Source organism: Gordonia mangrovi, from assembly GCF_024734075.1.
GTDB lineage: Bacteria > Actinomycetota > Actinomycetes > Mycobacteriales > Mycobacteriaceae > Gordonia > Gordonia mangrovi.
The window spans coordinates 5,084,814-5,102,922 of record NZ_CP102850.1 but is presented as its reverse complement, the minus strand read 5'-3'; the positions used below and the strand labels follow the sequence as shown (position 1 = coordinate 5,102,922).

Below are 18,109 nucleotides of genomic sequence, written 5' to 3'. Positions count from 1 at the left end.
GTGACGCGGCCGGTCAGGTCGCGGCGTACCTGCCGTCGTGGCTCTCGACTGCGTCCTGACCGATCAATCGGTCGAGGTGGAGTTGCGCGGTGCGGCGCTCGACGGCGTCGACGAACGGCAACTCGACGTGCGGGCGATATACCAGCCGGTGGCGCACGATGTCGTCGAGGGTGCGCGGGACCTCCAGAAATGCCAGCAACCGGTCCTCGCGCCGACCGATGACCTGCACGTAGTCGTCGAGCCGACGACGGAACTCGGCCGCACCGTCGATGACCCCCTTCTGATGAAAGGTGCCATACCATCGTGCGTCGATCGATCGGACGGTCTCGATGGAGCGGAGATAGTCTTCGACGCTGCTGCCGACATCGCCGTACATTGGCCCGAACGACGTCAGGTCGATATCGGCGACGTAGAGAAAGCCCGTGGGCTCCACCAGCACACCGCAATGGCCGGCGGTGTGGCCGGGAAGATGGATCACGCTCGCTCGCACACCGCCGAGGTCGAACTCGTGTGCGGCATCGACCCCGACGGCGTCCGGGAACCCCGGCGGCAGGTGAAACTGGTCATCAATCTGCTCACCGACCGCGGTCGTCTCCGCGGTGGTCAGCCCATATCCCTCGAGCAATACCTCCAGCGACCGTACTGCCTGCACGTCGGCGTGGTGGCAGTACGTGGTCGCACTGAAGTGCCGGAGGCCGGCGAGGTGATCCTCGTGTGCATGGCTGATCATCACCGCATCGGCCCCCACTGGGTCGCGGTCGACCTCCAGTGACGGATCGACCACCAGCGTCGCTTCCGAGCCCATCACGACCACCGAGTTGCCGTAGGGATACGCACCGCCATGCGCGGAGGTCAGCACGGTGACCTCGCCATACTCGGTGGCACCGAAGGACGGGTTGTTGTACATCTCCGCTTCGTACCGTCGCCGCGTCGGCGTTGTCAACGAGTCGCGGTCGTGCCAACCGGACATCCTGGTCTGTTTTGCCGGAACCGAGCGTTTCCGGTCTCTCTGCCGTAACGTGCGGATGCAATGCCACGCGCGGTGTCGCTCGAGACCGTGGCGTTGTCCGGCGACGTGGCGGTGACCGACAAGAGTTAGGTCGGGCGTGCTTTCACCCATCAGTCGTAGGGATTTGCTGGTCACCACCGGATTGACTGCGGTCCTCGCAGCGATCTCGCGGGGGCCGGCGGCAACGGCCGCACCACCCGACGGCTACGCGGATATGCCCGCGGCCGCGCGGCAGGTGCTCGGCGGTCTGCGCATCTCCTCGCGTGACGCATTGCGGGGGGTCGCGGTGATGGTGATGCCCGGCGACGACCCCTACTCGGTGCGGCAGGGTGTCAGTGTGCGCGGCGGCGGAGCCATGAGTGATGGCGCCGCCGACGAGTTCATCGGCCTGGTCGACCGTTTCTTGCCCCAGGGAGACCAACTCGTGCGCCCCGTCGCAGTGGCGTTGTCGGTGACGCTTGCCGATCTGGGCGCCGGCTCCGTGCCGCTGCCGGACCAACGGACCGCCGACGCGGTCGATCGCGGGCTCGGGATCGCCGACAACGAGCGCACTTTCCCGCTGTCGCTGCTGGCAGGGCTCGTGGTGGATGTGGCCGCGGTGCTGGCGGGGGCGCCGTTGGCCGGACCGTTCGCCTCGCCGTTCGCCAACGCCGACTACCGAACCAAATGTCGCACCTTCGAACTGATCGAGCGTCCACTCGCCGATCTCGCCGCGATCTTCGACAACGCACTGCCCCAACCGCTGCGCGGGTCGGCGTCGGGAGTGTTGCGGTTCGTCGGCGGAATCCTCCTCGACGGTTCGGCATTCACCGTCTGGAGCGAACACCGCCTCTACGATCAGTCCGCGGGCCGCCTGCTCAAACGCCCTGTCGCCTGGGATATCACCCGCTATCGGACGCAGGGGCTCGTCGACGGCCACGACGATTTCATCGGCTACTACCAGGGATTCGAGGAGTTCTGATCTGTGCGTGACGTGATCGTGATCGGTGCCGGTGGTGGTGGCCCGGTGGTGGCCGCCGAACTCGCCGGCCAAGGCCTCGACGTGCTGCTTCTCGAAGGCGGTCCGCGGCAGGCGAATCCGGAGAGTCAGTGGTCGCACCTGGAGTTCGACGCCAATGACCCGACGGCCGGATTCCTGCGCTTCGGGCCCGCGGACCGCAGCAAGGCGGGCTGGTATCGGGAGTGGGCGCAGAACAGCTTCGTCTGGGAGCTGGCCGGCGTCGGCGGCACCACCCAACACTTCTTCGGCAACAGTCCACGACCGTACCCGGGTGTGTTCGCCGACTATCGAGGTGCTGATGCGGCCCGGTACGACACGGCACACCGTTTCCCGTTCGGTTACCGGGAACTGGTGCCCTATCTGGAATGGGTGGAGGAGACCCTTCCGGTCAAGCCGGCGCCGATGGGCACCAAGGAAGCGCTGTTCTTCCGGGGATGTGAGGGGCTGGGGCTGCCGCTGCAGCGGTCCCGGGACACCACCCGTGCTTCCTTTCGCCCGCAACCGAATTGCATCCTGCACCCAGGGGGCACCGCGGGGAGGACCTCGCAGTCGGAACTCCTCGTCCATCCTCAGGCCAGCGGGTGCACCTTCTGCGGTCACTGCTTTCAGGGCTGTTACCAACCTGCGCGGGCGCCACGCAATCTCTTCGCCCGCAGGTCGACCGACAACAGTTACGTCCCGCTCGGTCTGGCCGCCGACGCGGTGCGACCGGGCGGACGGGCGGTCGAACTCAAGACCGACTGCTTCGTGGTGCAGATCCATTCCGAGAAACGAGGCGAGAAGACCCGCGCCACCGGTGTCACGTGGCGCGACAACACGACCGGCGCCGAATCGCGCGAAGACGCCCGGGTCGTGGTGCTGTCGGCCGGCGCCACCGAGAGTCCGCGGCTGTGGTTCAACAGCGGCCTGCCCAACCCGAACGACTGGGTGGGGCGTGGACACACCGATCATTGGTTCGACTGGGTCGTCGGCCTGTTCGATGTGGACACCGGCAACACCCGGGGTGCGAACTCGTGTGCGCGGGTCGAATTGCCCGGCTACGGGTGTCTGGAGAACTCGGGTGTCACGCCCGCGATCCAGGCGTTCACGATGACGTTGTCCAACAGTGGGATTCGTGGTCAGTACACCAACGGGCGCGGGATGCGGGGAGCCTGGGACGGGCCGACCGGTCGCCTGGCCGGTGCGGAACTGCGCGAGTTCATGGCGCACGGCATCGATCGGATGCTGAACATCCTGTGTATCACCGACGACCATGTGGAGCCGGAATGCCGGATCGTCCCCTCGGCGATGCCCGCCGACTCGAATGGAGCGGTCGCGAAGATCGACATCGACATCCGGAAACGATCCGCGCCGACCCGACGTAACCGCGAATACGTAGCGACCAGGGCCGCACAGCTGCTACGCAAGGCCGGGGCGCGGACTGTCTACCGACTGGATTGGGCGCCGTTGCTGCTGCATGTGCATTCGTCGATGCGGATGGGGGACTCGGCCACCAATTCGGTGGCCCGGCCCAGCGGGGAGGCGAGGTTTGTCGATCGGCTGTTCATCGCCGACAACTCGGTGCTCGCCAATTCGCTCGGCGGACCCAATCCCACGCTCACCACCCAGGCGATCGCCACCCGCACCGCCGAGAAGATCATGACCACCTACTTCGGCGGTGACGCCTGGGTGGGTTCGGACGCGCCGGTGGTCACCACCGACGATCGGATCACCCGCCGGATGGTCGAACTCGGCCTCTGAGTCGGGGGTCGGCGTCGCAGAATGGCGTGGCGGCCAATGCGGTGTCGTCACGTCACACGTTGTCAGCGCGCAAGCGGATCGCGTAGAGCGAGATCCCGGTGGCGATCACCAACACGAAGATCGTGGCCAGGCAGACTGCGGCGACGGTCGGTGTCTCACCGGCAGCGGTGACGATGATGCCGATCAACGCCCAGATCACCGTGAGGGGATAGCCGATCAGAACCCCGCCCAGAAACAACGTGACGATGATCGCGAACACCGCGGCCGCCAGCAATATGGCGATCTGCCATCCCAGCGCGTCGGCATCGGCGCCGGCGGCGGCGACATCCGACGCCCAGTTCTGGAACACGGCGGCGGTCGCCCAGCCGGCGTAGATGCCGACCAGCACGCGGGTGAGGGCGGCACGCCACGCAGGTGTGTCCGGATCGCGCGGACCGGCAGCGATGCGGGCGGCGTCGATGAGGGCCACGGTCATGATCGTCAGGACGATCGAGGTGATCCACCGCCACTCGGCCGCCGACAACAGAATCCAGACGGCAGCGCCGAAGAACGCGACCGAGACGTCGGCGGTGACCCGTGCCGGGGCGCCGGTGCCCGTCGATCTGGTCAGCACCATCATTCCGCCGAACACCAACGACAGTAGGTAGATCACACTCCAGATCGAGAAAGTGTAGCCGGCGGGGGTGATCAGCAGATCTACGGTCGACTCGTTGGGAGATGCGCCGATACCCGCGAACGGGACCACGGGAGCCAGGATTTGGGCTATCGCACCCACGAGCGCGACGATGGCCAGGGATGTGTTCACACGCGTTTGGGCAGCCATGCCGCCCAGGGTAGGCATATTCTCGGCGGGCCATCACCGACGGCCGGGCGGGGTGGTGGCAGGGGCCGACCGCGGTCACCACCCTAGGACGATGCGGTAGTGATGAGGTGTGCGAGTGAGCGGTAAGCGATGAGCCGGGCGCCCGGCCGGACCGTCGTCGGCTGCGTCGGGATGGGCCGATGACCATCGACGAGGTGACCGACGAGCTGTACGGGATGATGCCCGGCGAGTTCGTCGGGCGACGCACCGAACTCGCCCGCGAGGCTCGAGCGGCCGGCGATCGCGAGTTGGCTCGGAAGATCACGTCACTGCGACGGCCCACGCAGGTCGCCTGGGCGATCAATCAATGGGTACGTACCGATCCCGACGGCGTCGCGGCGCTGCTCGACCTGGCGGCCGAACTGCTCGCTGCACAGCGCAGGTCGTCGGCGGATCGATTGCGCGAGTTGGCCGGCCGGCGACAGACACTGGTCGCCGAGTGCGCGACGTCGGTCGCGCGCGGCGCCCGGCAGCAGGGTGTGTCACTGTCGGACAACGCGACCCGCGAGGTGGGACAGTCTCTGCGCGCCGCGGTGGCCGACGAGGAGATAGCCGAGCTGCTGCGGCGTGGACATTTCGTGACCGCAGCCGAGTACAGCGGCTTCGGGCCGGCCGCGGTCTTCGTCGTACCCGACGCCGACACCGAGCCGGCCGCTGCGGAGCCCGAGTCCGAAGCGCCGGAACCGGCGCGCGCGAGCGACAAGGATCTGGCGCTGCGACGAGCCCGGCAAGCTCTCGCCGAGGCCGAGGATGCCGAACGATCGGCCACCGCCGACGTCGCCGAACACGAGGAGGAGATGGCCGCGGCACGTGCTCGTGCCGACGAACTCGCCGAGGACTGCGCACGGCTACGCGCTGAGCTGGAACGGCGAGATGCCGAGCTGCGGTTCGCGCTGCGTCAGGTCGACGCGGCCGCCGAGCAACTCCGTACGGCCGGCGACGCTCTCGACCGCGCACACGATGAGCTCGACGTGGCGCGGAACGACGTGGCGCGGCTGGAGTCCGACGGGTAGGGCCGCGATCTGCGGGGTTTCGCCGATCAGCCCTCGGCGCCGAGGATCTCGATGACGAACACCAGGGTGTCGCCCTGTTGGATTCCGGCTTGCGGATTGCCCTGCGGATACCCGTCCGCCGAGGTCATCGCGACCGCCACGGTGGCACCGACATTCTGTCCGGCGATGGCCTTCTGGAAGCCGGTCACCACGCCGTCGAGGGGGAACTCGGCGGGGGCGCCGCGTTCGTAGCTGCTGTCGAACACCGAGCCGTCACGCCCGTTGACCCCGAGGTAGCACACCGAGACGGTTGCGGTGTCCTCCACGATCGCGCCGGACGCGGGCTCCAACGTCTGCACGGTGGTCTCGTCGACCGAGAAGGGTGTGGTGACCTCGACGCCCGGGGCGGCGTCATCGGTGGGGGCGATCACGGCGATCGCGCCGGTCGCCCCGCTGAACTCCCACGCCGGGGTGGCCGAGGTGTCGGGTGCACCCGAGGGACAGTCCGTGGTCGCGACGGTGCTCGCCGCGGCCTGCCCGGTCGACTCCGAGGTGGCGTCGTCGGTGGAGTTGCAGGCGCTCAGCGCCATGGTCAGCAGCAGGGTCGAGGCCAGCGCCGCTCGGCGCACCGTGAACATGGCCGCAACGCTACCGAGCGAGTCGGCAATAGCGGACACCGGCTGTCCTGGTGGCCGGGCAGGATGGGTACTGCGATCCCGCCGCTCGCCGATGACCAGTGGTGGGTCGCGCACCGACCATCGTGGGAGTGAGGCAGATATGTCCCGGGAACTTCAGGTCACGATCGACTGCGCCGATCCGGGCACGCTGGCCGAATTCTGGAGCGCGGCCCTGGGATATCGGGTACAGAGTCCGCCGCCGGGATTCGATTCCTGGGATGCGGCCCTCGACGCGCTGGGCATCCCGCCGGATCGTCGCAACGACGCGTCCGGGATCGTCGACCCCGACGGTCACGGGCCACGCGTGTTCTTCCAGCGGGTGCCCGAGTCCAAGGTCGGCAAGAACCGCCTGCACCTCGATGTGCGCGCGGCACCGGGCCTGACCGGCGAGGAACGGATGGCCGCGCTCGAGGCCGAATGTGCTGGACTGCTGAGAGCGGGAGCCACCCGCATCGCCCGATACGAACCGGCGCCACCGCTGGAAGGCGGCCACATCGTGATGGCTGATCCGGAAGGCAACGAGTTCTGCCTCGACTGACCGCAGATCCGTCGGCGAGCCGGTGCCGATCAGCGTACGGGCAGAGAGTTGTCGCGCCGCAGGGCGAAGAAGTACGGCCGATCCGAACCCTTCAGGTCCATCGCGCCGAGCACGGCGTCGTCGGCGAGCCGCCGGAACACGTCATTGATCGGTAGCTGGTCGTAGAGCATCGTGGCGGTGTCGACGCCGCGGTATCGGGTCGTGCGCAGGCGCGCCTTGGCCGACCGGGCCCGCCACAGCAGTCGGGTGGCGGCGATCGGTGTACCGAAGGACATCGACTTGATCGACGGAGCCTTGGCGGCCAGCGGCACCCCACTGAATGCAAAGGCCGGATTCATCGGCCACAACGCCTGGCCGTCGGGAGTGGGAAACAACAGTGGATGCACCGTCTCGGCGTCCACGAACTGCTTGCCCCACCATCCGCTCGCCGCCAGCAGACCGTCCATCGGATGGTTCGTCGGGAGCTCGGCGCCGCGCCACGTGCCGATCATGGCGTCGGTCTCGACAGCGGGTGCCGAGTCGAAGAGTTCCAGTGCCGCTTCCGTGGTGGACGGAACGTTGTCCATCAATTCGGTCAGGTGCATGGCACGATCCTACGCAGCAAGACACAGATGGACCATCATGTGTCATCACCTGCCCGTCGAGCGGTCCGCATGGTCGGTCATCGACAGACGGCGCCCTCCGACGCGGATGTGACCAGCTTCGAATACTTCGCCAACACGCCGCGGGTGTAGCGCGGCGGCAACGGCTCGAAGGCGTCGGCGCGCCGCGCCAATTCGTCCGGATCGACCAACAGATCCAGCGTGCCCTTGCCCACGTCCAGGCGGATGCGGTCGCCGTCGCGCACCAGGGCGATCGGGCCGCCGTCGACGGCCTCCGGGGCCACATGGCCCACGCACAGGCCGGTGGTGCCGCCGGAGAATCGGCCGTCGGTCATCAGGAGTACGTCCTTGCCGAGGCCGGCACCTTTGATGGCCCCGGTGATCGCCAGCATCTCGCGCATGCCGGGGCCGCCCTTGGGGCCCTCATAGCGGATCACCACGACGTCGCCGGCGGTGATCGTGCCGTCCTCGAGTGCATCCATCGCCGCGCGTTCGCGATCGAAGACCCGGGCGACCCCCTCGAAGACGTCTGAGTCGAAGCCGGCCGATTTCACCACGGCGCCCTGCGGGGCGAGTGATCCCTTCAAGATGGTGATGCCGCCGGTCGGATGGATCGGCTCACTGGTGGCGCGCAGCACCAGCCCGTCGGGGTCGGGCGGCGCGATGCCCGCGAGGTTCTGTGCGACGGTCTCGCCGGTCACCGTCAGGCAGTCGCCGTGCAGCAGGTCGGCGTCGAGCAGCGCCTTCATCACGACCGGAACACCGCCGATCCGGTCCACATCGGTCATCACGTGCCGGCCGAACGGTTTGACGTCGGCCAGGTGCGGCACCTTGGCGCCGATACGTGCGAAGTCGTCGAGTGACAGGGGTACTTCGGCCTCGTTGGCAATGGCGAGCAGGTGCAGGACCGCGTTGGTGGACCCGCCGAACGCCATCACCACGGCGATGGCATTCTCGAACGCCTCGCGGGTCATGATGTCGCGGGCGGTGATGCCGCGGCGCAGCATCTGCACGACCGCCTCACCGCTCTCCCGTGCATACCGGTCACGACGCCGATCAGGGGCCGGGGGAGCGGCGCTGCCGGGTAGCGACATCCCCAACGCTTCGGCGGCGCTGGCCATCGTGTTCGCCGTGTACATCCCACCGCAGGCGCCCTCGCCCGGGCAGATCGCCCGTTCGATCGTGTCCACGTCCTCGCGGCTCATCAGGCCCCGTGAGCAGGCCCCGACCGCCTCGAACGCATCGATGATCGTCACCTGCCGCTCGGCCCCGTCGGACAGCGTGGCGTAGCCGGGCAATGTGGAACCGGCGTAGAGGAATACGTTCGCCAGGTCCAGCCGGGCCGCCGCCATCAACATCCCGGGCAGCGACTTGTCGCAGCCGGCGAGCAGCACCGATCCGTCGAGTCGCTCGGCGTTCATGACGGTCTCCACGCTGTCGGCGATCACCTCTCGAGAGACCAGTGAGAAGTGCATGCCTTCATGGCCCATCGAGATACCGTCGGAGACCGAGATCGTGCCGAACTCCAGTGGATAGCCGCCGGCGGCATACACACCCTCCTTGACGGCCTTCGCGAGGCGGTCGAGCGAGAGATTGCACGGGGTGATCTCGTTCCACGACGAGCCGACCCCGATCTGCGGTTTGACCCAGTCGTCGTCGCCCATCCCGACCGCTCGCAGCATGCCGCGCGCTGCGGTCTTCTCGAGCCCGTCGGTGACGTCGCGACTGCGGGGCTTGATGTCGATGTCCGTGTCGGGCTGAGTTGGATCGGTCATGACGGCAACCCTAGTGCCGTGCCCGGGTGATCGGTGGCGTCACTCGGTGAAAGCGAGCATGGCGGCCGCCACGACCGCCGATCCGCGGCCGTGCTCGGAAAACCGGGCACGCTGCCGGACGGCGCCGTTGCCGTGCCGATCCAGGCGGGTCAGGTAGTGCTCGATCTGATCCTGGTCGCCGAGCTTCGCCACACTCGGTCCGATGTCGGCGATGAGCCCGGCGACCATGTCGCGCGCGGCTGCGGACTGCTGCGTCAGCACATCGATCCCGTCACCGTCGATGCCGTCGTGGGCCGCCTTCCAGAGCGCTGCGGAGAGGACCGCGTCGTCCACCTCCGGAGCGACGCGACCGGCGGCGAGGTCGGCGGTCGCGGTCATCACCAGCGCCCGTACCAGCGTGGCGAGACCTGCTGCGTCCGCGGCATGTTGTTGGACGTCGCCGATCCGGATCTCGATGGTGGGCAGATGGTCCGACGGCCGGATGTCCCAATAGACCATATGGTCGTCGAGGATCGCGCCCGACGACACGAACATGTCGACGAGTTGCTCGAAGTGCTGTCGGGAGCGCAGATGCGGTGGGGGACCCGACGCCGGCCAGCGGTTCCACAGCACCGAACGCCAACTGGCATGCCCGGTGTCGGAGTCGCGGTAGATGGCCGAATTGGCCGACAGGGCGAGCAGAACCGGGAGCCGCCGACGCAGATGATTGCTGACGCCGACGGCGACGTCGCGGTCGACGACGTCGACGTGGATGTGACAGCCGGAGATGCCCTGTTCGTGCGCGAGCATGCCGAAGTGTTCCCCGATGCGGCGATACCGCTCGGTGTCGGTGATCGGAAAGGCATCGGGCACCGTCGGTGGCACGCCGGTCGCGATGACGCCGACGCCCACCTCGTGCGCGGCAGCCGCCACCACCGACCTCAGACGCCGCAGCTCAGCGAGTACCTCCCCACTCGTCGAGCACGCGGGGGTTGCGATCTCCACCTGGCAGGTCGTCAATTCCAGATCCAGATGCACGTCGCGGCGCGCGGCCGCCTCGGCGACCTCCCGGTTGCGTCCCACCGGATGGCCGGTCGACGTGTCGACCAGGATGAATTCTTCTTCGACACCGATCCTCGGGATGCCGGCCGAGTCGGTACCGTCGGTGGTCGACACATCTGCGGGGCACATCACGACATCGTCCGGTCGAGACGTACGGCCGAATTCTGGGTCGGGATCCGCAGGTTCACGACAAAGATCCGTAGGTTCACGACAAAGGGGAGGCACGTGTGGCAGGAGTCGATGTCGGCATCCGTTCGGAGATGAGCCCGGAGGAGGCCTGGAAGCTGGCTTCCGACCTGCACCGCTTCTCGGAATGGATGACCATATTCGGAGGATGGAAGAGCGACGTGCCGGACGAGATCGACGAGGGGACCGAGGTGTCCTCGCTGATCAAGGTCAAGGGATTTCGCAATGTGATCCACTGGCGGGTGACCTGCTACGAGGAGCCCACGGCGATCGCGCTGTCCGGCAAGGGCCGCGGTGGTGTTCACATCGATCTCACCATGCGGGTCGACGGCGTCGATGAGGGCTCTCGGTTCACGCTGGACGCCACGCTGCGCGGCGGGCTCCTCAACGGACCGGTGGGCCGGTTCGTGGCGCGGTTGATGGAGTCCGATGTGCGTGAATCCATCGAGAATCTGGCCCACTTGGGCGGTTCGACCGAAGGCCGCTGATCGCTGTCGACAATCGCTCAACTGTCGGTACCTCCGACCCGAGTGCGAAGCTCGTCGAACAACCCTGCGGTCGCCGGAACGAGATGTGCACGCGATGCGGCCCCCAGCCCGACCTCGACCAGGCAGGGGGAACACCGCAACCGGACGGGCATCGCAGTACTCGGCCACACTCGTCCCCACATTGCCGGTGGCACCGACCACCACGACGGTCAGATCGGCGGCCTCGTTGCTCGACATGATCGGGGGATACCCGCAGCCGGAAATGCAGAAACGGCGGCACCGGCGAACATGGCTGTCAGTCCTGGCCGCCCTCGTTGTGGGTCGGGCGAACGCGTGCGAAGTACCGCCGCAGTGCCATTGCCGACACCACCGCGCTTGCGCCCCCGACGCCGACGAAGGCGGGATCTGTCAGTCGCGCGCGGCCCGCGTAGAGAAGGCCCACAGCCGCGGCCGCGTTCATCGATGCCCACACCACGTTGAGTCCGGGCGAGGAGTCGCCGACTCCCGGCGGGTCGGCGAACGGCGTCGGAAATGGTGTGCCGGTGAGCCCGTGGGCGAGGTGCGGCACCACATTGGCGGCGACTGCCCCGGCGGCTCCGGCAGTGAGCAGTACACGAAAGTCGGGCATGAATCTCCTCACGGTGGGACCTGGTGTCGTGCGTGGCCAGCGCCAGCCTAACCACATGCGGATGCGGTGCTCGACACGACTACTCGTCGCGGGAGGGGTCCTCCGGTTCGCGTCCTGGATCACCGGTGATCAGGTGATCGAGCAGGTCGGTGGTCGCCTCGGCGGCCATCGAGAAGGGTTCGAGGACGATGTCCGCACCGGCGGCACGCAACTGCTCGGCATCATGTGGATGATGGGCGGTCATCACCACATGGCCGCCGTAGCCGTGATGGTGCAACGCATGCAAGAGCGCGTGATTGGCGTCCATTGTCGGGATCGTGCTGATGATGAAGCGTGCCCGGGACAGTGGCAGCGTTTCCAGGAAGTGCAGGTCGGACGCGCTGCCGTAGACGGACCTGACGCCCGGACGCGCGTTCGACGCCAGGCGGTGCGGGTCGAAATCGACCGCGAGCACCCGGTGTCCGGCGGCACTGAATTCGTCGGCGATGTGGCGGCCGAAGCGGCCCAGTCCGTACAGGATCGCGTCGACGTCGACCTCCGTGTCGTCTGGCGGCAGGTGGCGGGTCGGAGAGCGGTCGAAGATTCCCAGCCACCGTTCGAGATATCGGTAGAGCCGGTGGGAGAACCGGATCAGATATGTGGATCCGGCGATGGTCACCAGAGCGACCACGGTGATCACGCTCGAAGTGGTGTCGGTGATGTGTCCGAGACCGAGGCCGAGTGCTGCCAGGATGAGCGAGAACTCGGAGATCTGACCCAGCGGCAGCCCCGTCATGAATCCGACTTGCGGCGGGTATCGCTGAACAGCCATCAGGATCATGATGATCAGCGGTTTGGCGATCAGGACGAACAACGACAGCACCACGATCTGCGGGATACGTCCGGACGCGTCGGCGAAGTTCAGACCGGCACCGAGATCGAGGAAGAAGAACAACAGCATGAAATCGCGCAGACTCACCAAGCGGGCGCCGAGCGCATCTCGATACGGCGTGGCAGCCAGCGACACCCCCGCCAGGAAGGCGCCGACTTCGGAGCTGAAACCGAGCGCCTCGGTGCCCGCGGCGAGGGCGATCGCGTAGGCCACGCCGAACAGCACGAGCAACTCTTGGGACCTCGCCACCTGATGGAGTAACCAGGGCAACACGTATCGCATCAGCAGGGCGATACCGACCAGTAGCCCGATGCCCTTGGCCAGCACCAGCGCCACGCTGACCATCATCGTGTCGTCGGTTTCTCGGCCGAACGCATTGATCGCGATCATCACCACCACGACGACGAGATCCTGCACGATCAGCAGTCCGACGGCGATCCGGCCGTGCAACTGTTCGATCTCACGGTTGTCGGAGAGGAGTTTGACAATGATGATCGTGGACGAAAACGTCAGGGCCATCGCAACATAGAACGCGGGGACAGCGCTCATCCCGAACGCGATGCCCAGCAGGTAACCCAATATGCCGGTGATCAACACCTGCCCGACACCGGTGATCAAGGCCACTGGTCCGGTGGTCCGGATGAGGTTCATGTCCAGGCGCAGACCGACGAGGAACAGCAGGATCGCGATGCCGAGGCGGGCCAACAGGTCGATGGTCTCGTTGGTGGTGACCCACCCGGTGCCGGTGGGACCCACCAGAATGCCGACGCCGATGAACGCCACGATCATCGGCTGCCGCAGCTTGGTCGCCACCAGACCGGCAACCGCCGCGATGGCCAGGATGCCCGCGATCAGCACGAAGTCGTGCGGTTCCACCACGTTGCAACTCTTTCGTCCGACACTGTGCCCCTAAACCTAACGCGCGAATCGGACACGGCAACCCAACCCGGCGCGTCGGTTCTCAACGTCCTGCTCCGACCGGTCGGAATGCGCCGTGCACAACCCTGGTTGGCCATGACATGACCGAACACGACTTCGATCCCCGCGACCTGATCGCCGAGACCCGCATCGGCATCCTGGCCACCATCAAGCGCAGCGGTCTACCGCAACTGTCTCCCGTCACGTGCGTCTACGACCGCGACGACGACACCATCTACGTCTCGATGACCGAGGGACGGGCGAAAACCGCCAATCTGCGCCGGGACCCGCGGGCGGCAGTCGAGTTCACCGGGCCCGACGGATACACCTGGGCGACCGCGGAGGGGCACGTCACCTTGATCGGGCCGGCCGACGCGCCGGACTCCGCCGAGGTCGACGCGCTGGTCGAGTACTACCGACTCGGCGCCGGCGAGCATCCCGATTGGGACGAGTACCGCGCCGTGATGGTGGCCGACCGACGGGTATTGATGGTCCTGAAGGTGTCACATGTGTACGGGGCCAGATTGCGCTGACGGGTGGCCACACCGATTCCCCAGCACGATCGGATACGTCGCAATAGAGTGACTTACGCCAGGACGCGACCTGCCTTCCCCAGGAGATCCGATGCAGTGGTTCGTGGACAGTCCGTTGCTCACCCTGTTCTTCTGCGTCGGTGTCGGTGCACTCATCGGCCGGATTCCCTTCGGGCCCGTATCATTCGGCCCGGCCGGAGCACTGTTCGTGGCGCTGGCGCTGTCGGCCATCGACGAAGACGTCGCGTTGCCACAGATCGTCACGAACCTGTCGCTGTGCGTGTTCTGCTACATGGTCGGCATCGCGGCCGGACCGTCGTTCGTTCGTGCGTTGCGGACCGGGTGGAAACCGGTGCTGGTATCGGTGGTGGCGATCCTCGCGATGGCGGGTACTGCGCTCGGTCTGGGCAAGGCCCTCGGCTTCGACATCGGGACGATCGCCGGCGCCTTCTCGGGGGCGGGCACGGCGACGGCCGCACTCGGTGCGGTGCAGCAGCAACTCGCCGACGGCGGTGACATCCCGCCCCAACCCGCCATCGGATATGCGGTGGCCTATCCGATCACCGTCCTGTTGACCATTCTCGCGTGTGCCTACCTGATCGGGGTCGGCCGGCGTCGGCCCACCGCCGAAGACCAGGAGAAGGTCGCGCCGATCGTGATCCGCACCCTGGAGATCGTCGGGGAGCCCGATCTGACGGTGCACGGGTTGGGCGAACGCTACGACGCGGTCGTGTCGCGGTTGACCCGCGGCGGCCGCACCGTCATCGCACACGATTCCGAGCAGCTGTCGGCCGGAGACCTGCTCACCGTCACAGCTCGCGAGGACGTCGTCGACGGCTTGGTGGCGGACCTCGGTCGTGAGAGCGGTGACGAATTCTGGCGCGATCGCTCCGACATCGACTTCCGTCGCATCATCATGTCGAACCGCACCCACGCGGGCCGGCAGTTGCACGAGCTGCGACTCGAGGAACGTTTCGACGCCGTTGTGAGCCGGGTGCGCCGCGGCGACGTGGATCTGATCGCCACTCCCGATCTGGTGCTGCAGACCGGGGATCGGCTGCGCGTGACCGCACCAAGGGACCGCCTGCGTGACGTCGCCGACGATCTCGGGGATTCCGAACGGACCGCCGGCGACATCAACCCCATCGGTCTCGGACTCGGGCTGACGATCGGACTGATGCTGGCGTTTGTGGAGATCCCGATGCCCGGCGGTGGGACGTTGGTGCTGGGTACCGCGACCGCCCCGCTGATCGCGGGCGTCGTGCTCGGGGCGCTGGGCCGGACCGGCCCGATCGTCTGGACGTTGCCGGGCAACGTGTCCAACACGCTCAACCAGTTCACCCTGATGGTCTTCTTGGTGGCGGTCGGTACCGGTGCCGGTTCAGGGCTCGTGGACGCGCTCGCCGACGACGGGCTGCAACTTGTCCTGCTCGGCGTGGCCATCTCGGCGGCACATGCGCTGATCTGTGTGTTCGCTCTGCGTTCGTTGCTGCAGTACGGAACCGCCCGCGCACTCGGCGGCCTCACCGGTTCACAACTCAACCCGGCGCCGTATGCGTATGCGATGGGCAAGGTCCCCGACCAGCGGGTCGCGCTGGGTTACGCGGTGCTGTTCCCGGTCAGCATGATCATCAAGGTGTTCATCGCCCAGTTGATGGTGGTGTACTTCTGAGGCTTTTCTGATCGGCCGCCGGCACGAGTGCGTCGGATGACGCGTGGACCGGGCCGGGCGAGCGCTGCTCCTGCGACGTGGTCAGCGGGATATCCGACACCGTGGACAGTTCGCCGTCGTCGCCGGGTTGCTCGAAGATCGCGCGTGCCGAGCGGCCGGACGACTCGACGGTGGCGATGGTGTTGCCGAAGATGGGGCCGTTCACCTTCGACCAGGTCATCGGCAACGCGGGCGCGCCCCGGTGGCGTGCCCACCGTCTCGTCAGCCGGGCCACCCTCGACGACCAGCCGGCGATGAACATCGGTCTGACGAAGGCGGGCACCATGTTGTGCACCGGCGAGCACACGAGTTGGTACACGTCGGAATGCACAGCGGCGCGAAAGTCGACGCGCGCCGCGTAGCTGTGGTGGACATCGCCAGACAGGACGGTGATGGTTGCCGGTGCATGCGCCGGCCGGGCGGCGAGGTCGCCGATCAATGCGGTCAGCCGCTCGAACGAGCGACCGAACGCCTGCCAGTGTTCCAGATCGGCTGCCTGCCGGATCTTCTCGGCGATCCGTCCCCGAATGCCCGGGTGCGCTGCCGCGATCTCGTTCACCGTCTCCGCGTCGCCGAGTACCGGGGGCAGCAGCCACGGCAGCGACGAGCCGATCATCAGATGATCGACGTCGTCGGGTCGGTCGTTCATCTGCTCGGCCAGCCAGTCGAACTCGTTGTCGCTGAGCATGTTACGGGTGCCATCGGTGAACACTCGGCCGTTGCGGGAATCGACCATGATGAGACGTGCACGACCCAGATCCCAGCGGAAACTGAACCGCAGGCCCTTGCGCCCGTCGACCTCGGTGTCGGCGCGATCGGCGAGATCAACCAGCTGGGTCCAGCAATCACCCTCGGCGGCGAGTACCGATTGGTATTCCGGGTCCGCGGCAAGGGACGCCGGACTGAGATTGCCGATGTGCTGATACACCCAGTACGAGGCGAGGCCCGCGCGGATCCGCTCTCGCCACCACGGTTCGCGGTTGATCTGTTCCCGCCACGCCGCCGATGTGTTCCAGTCATCGCGGATGTCGTGGTCGTCGAAGATCATCGCGGTCGGCACCGTGGAAAGAATCCACCGGATCTCGGGATCGCCCCAGGTGTGACGGTAGAGGCTGGCGTACTCGTCGAATGTGACCACCTCGTCCTCGGGATGTTCGGTGGCGCGCCGTCTGCCGGCGAGGTTGCGCCGTGCGTGTGGGGTGAGCTCGTCGGCGTACACCTGGTCACCCAGCAGGAGTAGCGCGTCCGGCCAGAGTTCGTGCGACAGTCCGGCGAGGCGCGCCGCGTAGGAGTCGAGTGCGTCGACGCCCAGTCGCGCGTCCAGGTCCGGGTCGTCGGTTCGCGGGAACCGGCAGGAACCGAACACGACACGCTTGCGGGTCGCCGAACGCGGACCGCGCGTACGGATGACGCTCGGCGGGAACGGCGAGTCGGCTGCCGGCCACTGCACCGCACCGTCGACGGTGACCTCATAGGGCGTGGTGGAATCCGGAGCGAGACCGTCGACGACGACCAGGGCGAAGTGGTGGCCGTGCACCTCGAAAGTTCGGGCTCGGCACCCGAGTATCTCCACGTCACCTGGATTGTCGGTCTGAACCCACACGACTGCCGTCGTCTCCCCGACGTGTCGGAGGACCGGTCCGAGAACAAGAGCCATCGGACCAGCCTAGGTGGAGTTCCTGTGAACTAGCCCGGCTCGTCGTCGAGGAACCCGCGGATCAACGTCAGGCACGACTCGGTCAGGGCCCGGTCCACGGGCCCGGAGTCGGTGCTGCCGAGGTAGTCGCCGTGTCCGGCGGGCACGATCAGTGCTCGGCCGCCGGGCGTCGCATACGCCATGCGGATCGTGTGCTGGGGGAGCACCACATCCTGATCGCCGCTCGCGTAGAGCACGGGTCCGCGCAGGCCGGCGAGCTCGACGTCGTCCCAGTCCCGAAACCCGCGCATGACGGCGACGTCGAGGTCGAACATGCGGCGCAGATCGGCGGGATCCGGGTTGATGGCCCGATAGGCCTCGACCAGCGCGCCGGGCATGGAGTCGATCGTCGGGTCGTCGAAACCGTCCCAGAAGCCGTCGATGAACCCATCGCGGCGATAGAAGCCTGAGGCCACCACGGTGCGGTTGACCAAGTCGGCATGCCGCTGAGCGAACCGCAGGACCGTGGGACCGCCATTGCTGAAGCCCATGATGTCGACAGGGGAGAGGCCGAGCGAACACACCACCGCAGCGATGTCGTCTGCCGAGTTCTCGAAGCTGTACTCGCGGGCCGCATGTGGCGTGTGGCCGTGACCCTGTAGTTCGACGCCGACCACGAGGCGATCGGTGGACAGGTATGGGATCGCTGCGCCCCAGTGCGATCCGATCGTGCCTGCTCCACCGTGTACGAGGACCAGCGGGATGCGCGCACTCGCTGTGCCATAGGTCTCGTGGTGCAGGTCGACAATCATCGGTCCTCCGTGGGCTCGCTTGTGGGCGTTCTGGTCTGGTGGACTCCGCACATGCGCGGAAATCATTGGTGTCCGATGCAGCGGGTCGAC

At 67.1% G+C, this 18,109-nt stretch carries 17 protein-coding genes; 7 read left to right on the top strand and 10 right to left on the bottom strand.

Going from position 1 to position 18,109, the window contains the following annotated elements:
- Nucleotides 1-13: 13 nt before the first annotated feature.
- Nucleotides 14-907, bottom strand: coding sequence for an MBL fold metallo-hydrolase (locus NWF22_RS23165; protein WP_160904301.1), 894 nt, complete (start codon nucleotides 905-907; stop codon nucleotides 14-16).
- A gap of 199 nt (nucleotides 908-1,106) precedes the next feature.
- Here NWF22_RS23165 and NWF22_RS23160 point away from each other — a divergent pair, with 199 nt between their 5' ends.
- Together NWF22_RS23160 and NWF22_RS23155 are read left to right on the top strand one after the other, a co-directional pair.
- On the top strand, nucleotides 1,107-1,970 hold the full coding sequence (locus tag NWF22_RS23160; protein ID WP_160904302.1) for a hypothetical protein: 864 nt from the start codon (nucleotides 1,107-1,109) through the stop codon (nucleotides 1,968-1,970).
- A 3-nt stretch (nucleotides 1,971-1,973) separates the two neighbouring features.
- On the top strand, nucleotides 1,974-3,749 hold the full coding sequence (locus NWF22_RS23155) for a GMC family oxidoreductase N-terminal domain-containing protein (protein WP_160904303.1): 1,776 nt from the start codon (nucleotides 1,974-1,976) through the stop codon (nucleotides 3,747-3,749).
- Between the two features lie 52 nt (nucleotides 3,750-3,801).
- On the opposite strand, the gene NWF22_RS23150 is transcribed toward NWF22_RS23155, so the two are convergent.
- The gene (locus tag NWF22_RS23150; protein ID WP_160904304.1) at nucleotides 3,802-4,572 is read right to left on the bottom strand and encodes a TspO-related membrane protein; all 771 of its coding nucleotides are present in this window, start codon (nucleotides 4,570-4,572) and stop codon (nucleotides 3,802-3,804) included.
- Between the two features lie 179 nt (nucleotides 4,573-4,751).
- Here NWF22_RS23150 and NWF22_RS23145 point away from each other — a divergent pair, with 179 nt between their 5' ends.
- The gene (locus tag NWF22_RS23145; RefSeq protein WP_160904305.1) at nucleotides 4,752-5,624 is read left to right on the top strand and encodes a hypothetical protein; all 873 of its coding nucleotides are present in this window, start codon (nucleotides 4,752-4,754) and stop codon (nucleotides 5,622-5,624) included.
- A 26-nt stretch (nucleotides 5,625-5,650) separates the two neighbouring features.
- Here the strand turns inward: NWF22_RS23145 and NWF22_RS23140 are convergent, their stop codons facing one another.
- Complete coding sequence (locus NWF22_RS23140) at nucleotides 5,651-6,241, bottom strand: FKBP-type peptidyl-prolyl cis-trans isomerase (RefSeq protein WP_160904341.1); 591 nt, start codon at nucleotides 6,239-6,241, stop codon at nucleotides 5,651-5,653.
- Between the two features lie 139 nt (nucleotides 6,242-6,380).
- Here NWF22_RS23140 and NWF22_RS23135 point away from each other — a divergent pair, with 139 nt between their 5' ends.
- Entirely contained in the window at nucleotides 6,381-6,818 is a 438-nt protein-coding gene (locus NWF22_RS23135; protein WP_160904306.1) for a VOC family protein, read from the top strand.
- A gap of 29 nt (nucleotides 6,819-6,847) precedes the next feature.
- On the opposite strand, the gene NWF22_RS23130 is transcribed toward NWF22_RS23135, so the two are convergent.
- The 3 genes from NWF22_RS23130 to NWF22_RS23120 form a co-directional block, all read right to left on the bottom strand.
- On the bottom strand, nucleotides 6,848-7,402 hold the full coding sequence (locus NWF22_RS23130) for a DUF4334 domain-containing protein (RefSeq protein ID WP_160904307.1): 555 nt from the start codon (nucleotides 7,400-7,402) through the stop codon (nucleotides 6,848-6,850).
- A 77-nt stretch (nucleotides 7,403-7,479) separates the two neighbouring features.
- Nucleotides 7,480-9,195, bottom strand: a complete 1,716-nt coding sequence (ilvD, locus tag NWF22_RS23125; RefSeq protein WP_160904308.1) for a dihydroxy-acid dehydratase — start codon at nucleotides 9,193-9,195, stop codon at nucleotides 7,480-7,482.
- Nucleotides 9,196-9,234: 39 nt separating this feature from the next.
- The gene (locus tag NWF22_RS23120) at nucleotides 9,235-10,365 is read right to left on the bottom strand and encodes a carboxylate-amine ligase (RefSeq protein ID WP_160904309.1); all 1,131 of its coding nucleotides are present in this window, start codon (nucleotides 10,363-10,365) and stop codon (nucleotides 9,235-9,237) included.
- Between the two features lie 98 nt (nucleotides 10,366-10,463).
- Here NWF22_RS23120 and NWF22_RS23115 point away from each other — a divergent pair, with 98 nt between their 5' ends.
- Nucleotides 10,464-10,910 (top strand): type II toxin-antitoxin system Rv0910 family toxin, encoded by a 447-nt coding sequence (locus tag NWF22_RS23115; RefSeq protein WP_160904310.1) that lies wholly within the window; start codon nucleotides 10,464-10,466, stop codon nucleotides 10,908-10,910.
- Nucleotides 10,911-11,205: 295 nt separating this feature from the next.
- Here the strand turns inward: NWF22_RS23115 and NWF22_RS23110 are convergent, their stop codons facing one another.
- Nucleotides 11,206-11,538 (bottom strand): hypothetical protein, encoded by a 333-nt coding sequence (locus tag NWF22_RS23110; protein ID WP_160904311.1) that lies wholly within the window; start codon nucleotides 11,536-11,538, stop codon nucleotides 11,206-11,208.
- Nucleotides 11,539-11,617: 79 nt separating this feature from the next.
- Complete coding sequence (locus tag NWF22_RS23105) at nucleotides 11,618-13,288, bottom strand: cation:proton antiporter (RefSeq protein WP_160904312.1); 1,671 nt, start codon at nucleotides 13,286-13,288, stop codon at nucleotides 11,618-11,620.
- A 140-nt stretch (nucleotides 13,289-13,428) separates the two neighbouring features.
- Between NWF22_RS23105 and NWF22_RS23100 the strand changes: the two genes are divergently transcribed.
- Both NWF22_RS23100 and NWF22_RS23095 read left to right on the top strand, forming a co-directional pair.
- Nucleotides 13,429-13,860 (top strand): PPOX class F420-dependent oxidoreductase, encoded by a 432-nt coding sequence (locus tag NWF22_RS23100; RefSeq protein WP_160904313.1) that lies wholly within the window; start codon nucleotides 13,429-13,431, stop codon nucleotides 13,858-13,860.
- Nucleotides 13,861-13,951: 91 nt separating this feature from the next.
- Nucleotides 13,952-15,532: an aspartate:alanine exchanger family transporter gene (locus NWF22_RS23095; protein ID WP_160904314.1), complete on the top strand. Its 1,581-nt coding sequence runs from the start codon at nucleotides 13,952-13,954 to the stop codon at nucleotides 15,530-15,532.
- On the opposite strand, the gene NWF22_RS23090 is transcribed toward NWF22_RS23095, so the two are convergent.
- Nucleotides 15,501-17,228, bottom strand: a complete 1,728-nt coding sequence (locus NWF22_RS23090; protein ID WP_160904315.1) for an alkaline phosphatase D family protein — start codon at nucleotides 17,226-17,228, stop codon at nucleotides 15,501-15,503. The genes NWF22_RS23095 and NWF22_RS23090 overlap by 32 nt on opposite strands.
- A gap of 29 nt (nucleotides 17,229-17,257) precedes the next feature.
- Nucleotides 17,258-18,019, bottom strand: coding sequence for an alpha/beta fold hydrolase (locus NWF22_RS23085; RefSeq protein WP_160904316.1), 762 nt, complete (start codon nucleotides 18,017-18,019; stop codon nucleotides 17,258-17,260).
- Nucleotides 18,020-18,109: the final 90 nt, after the last annotated feature.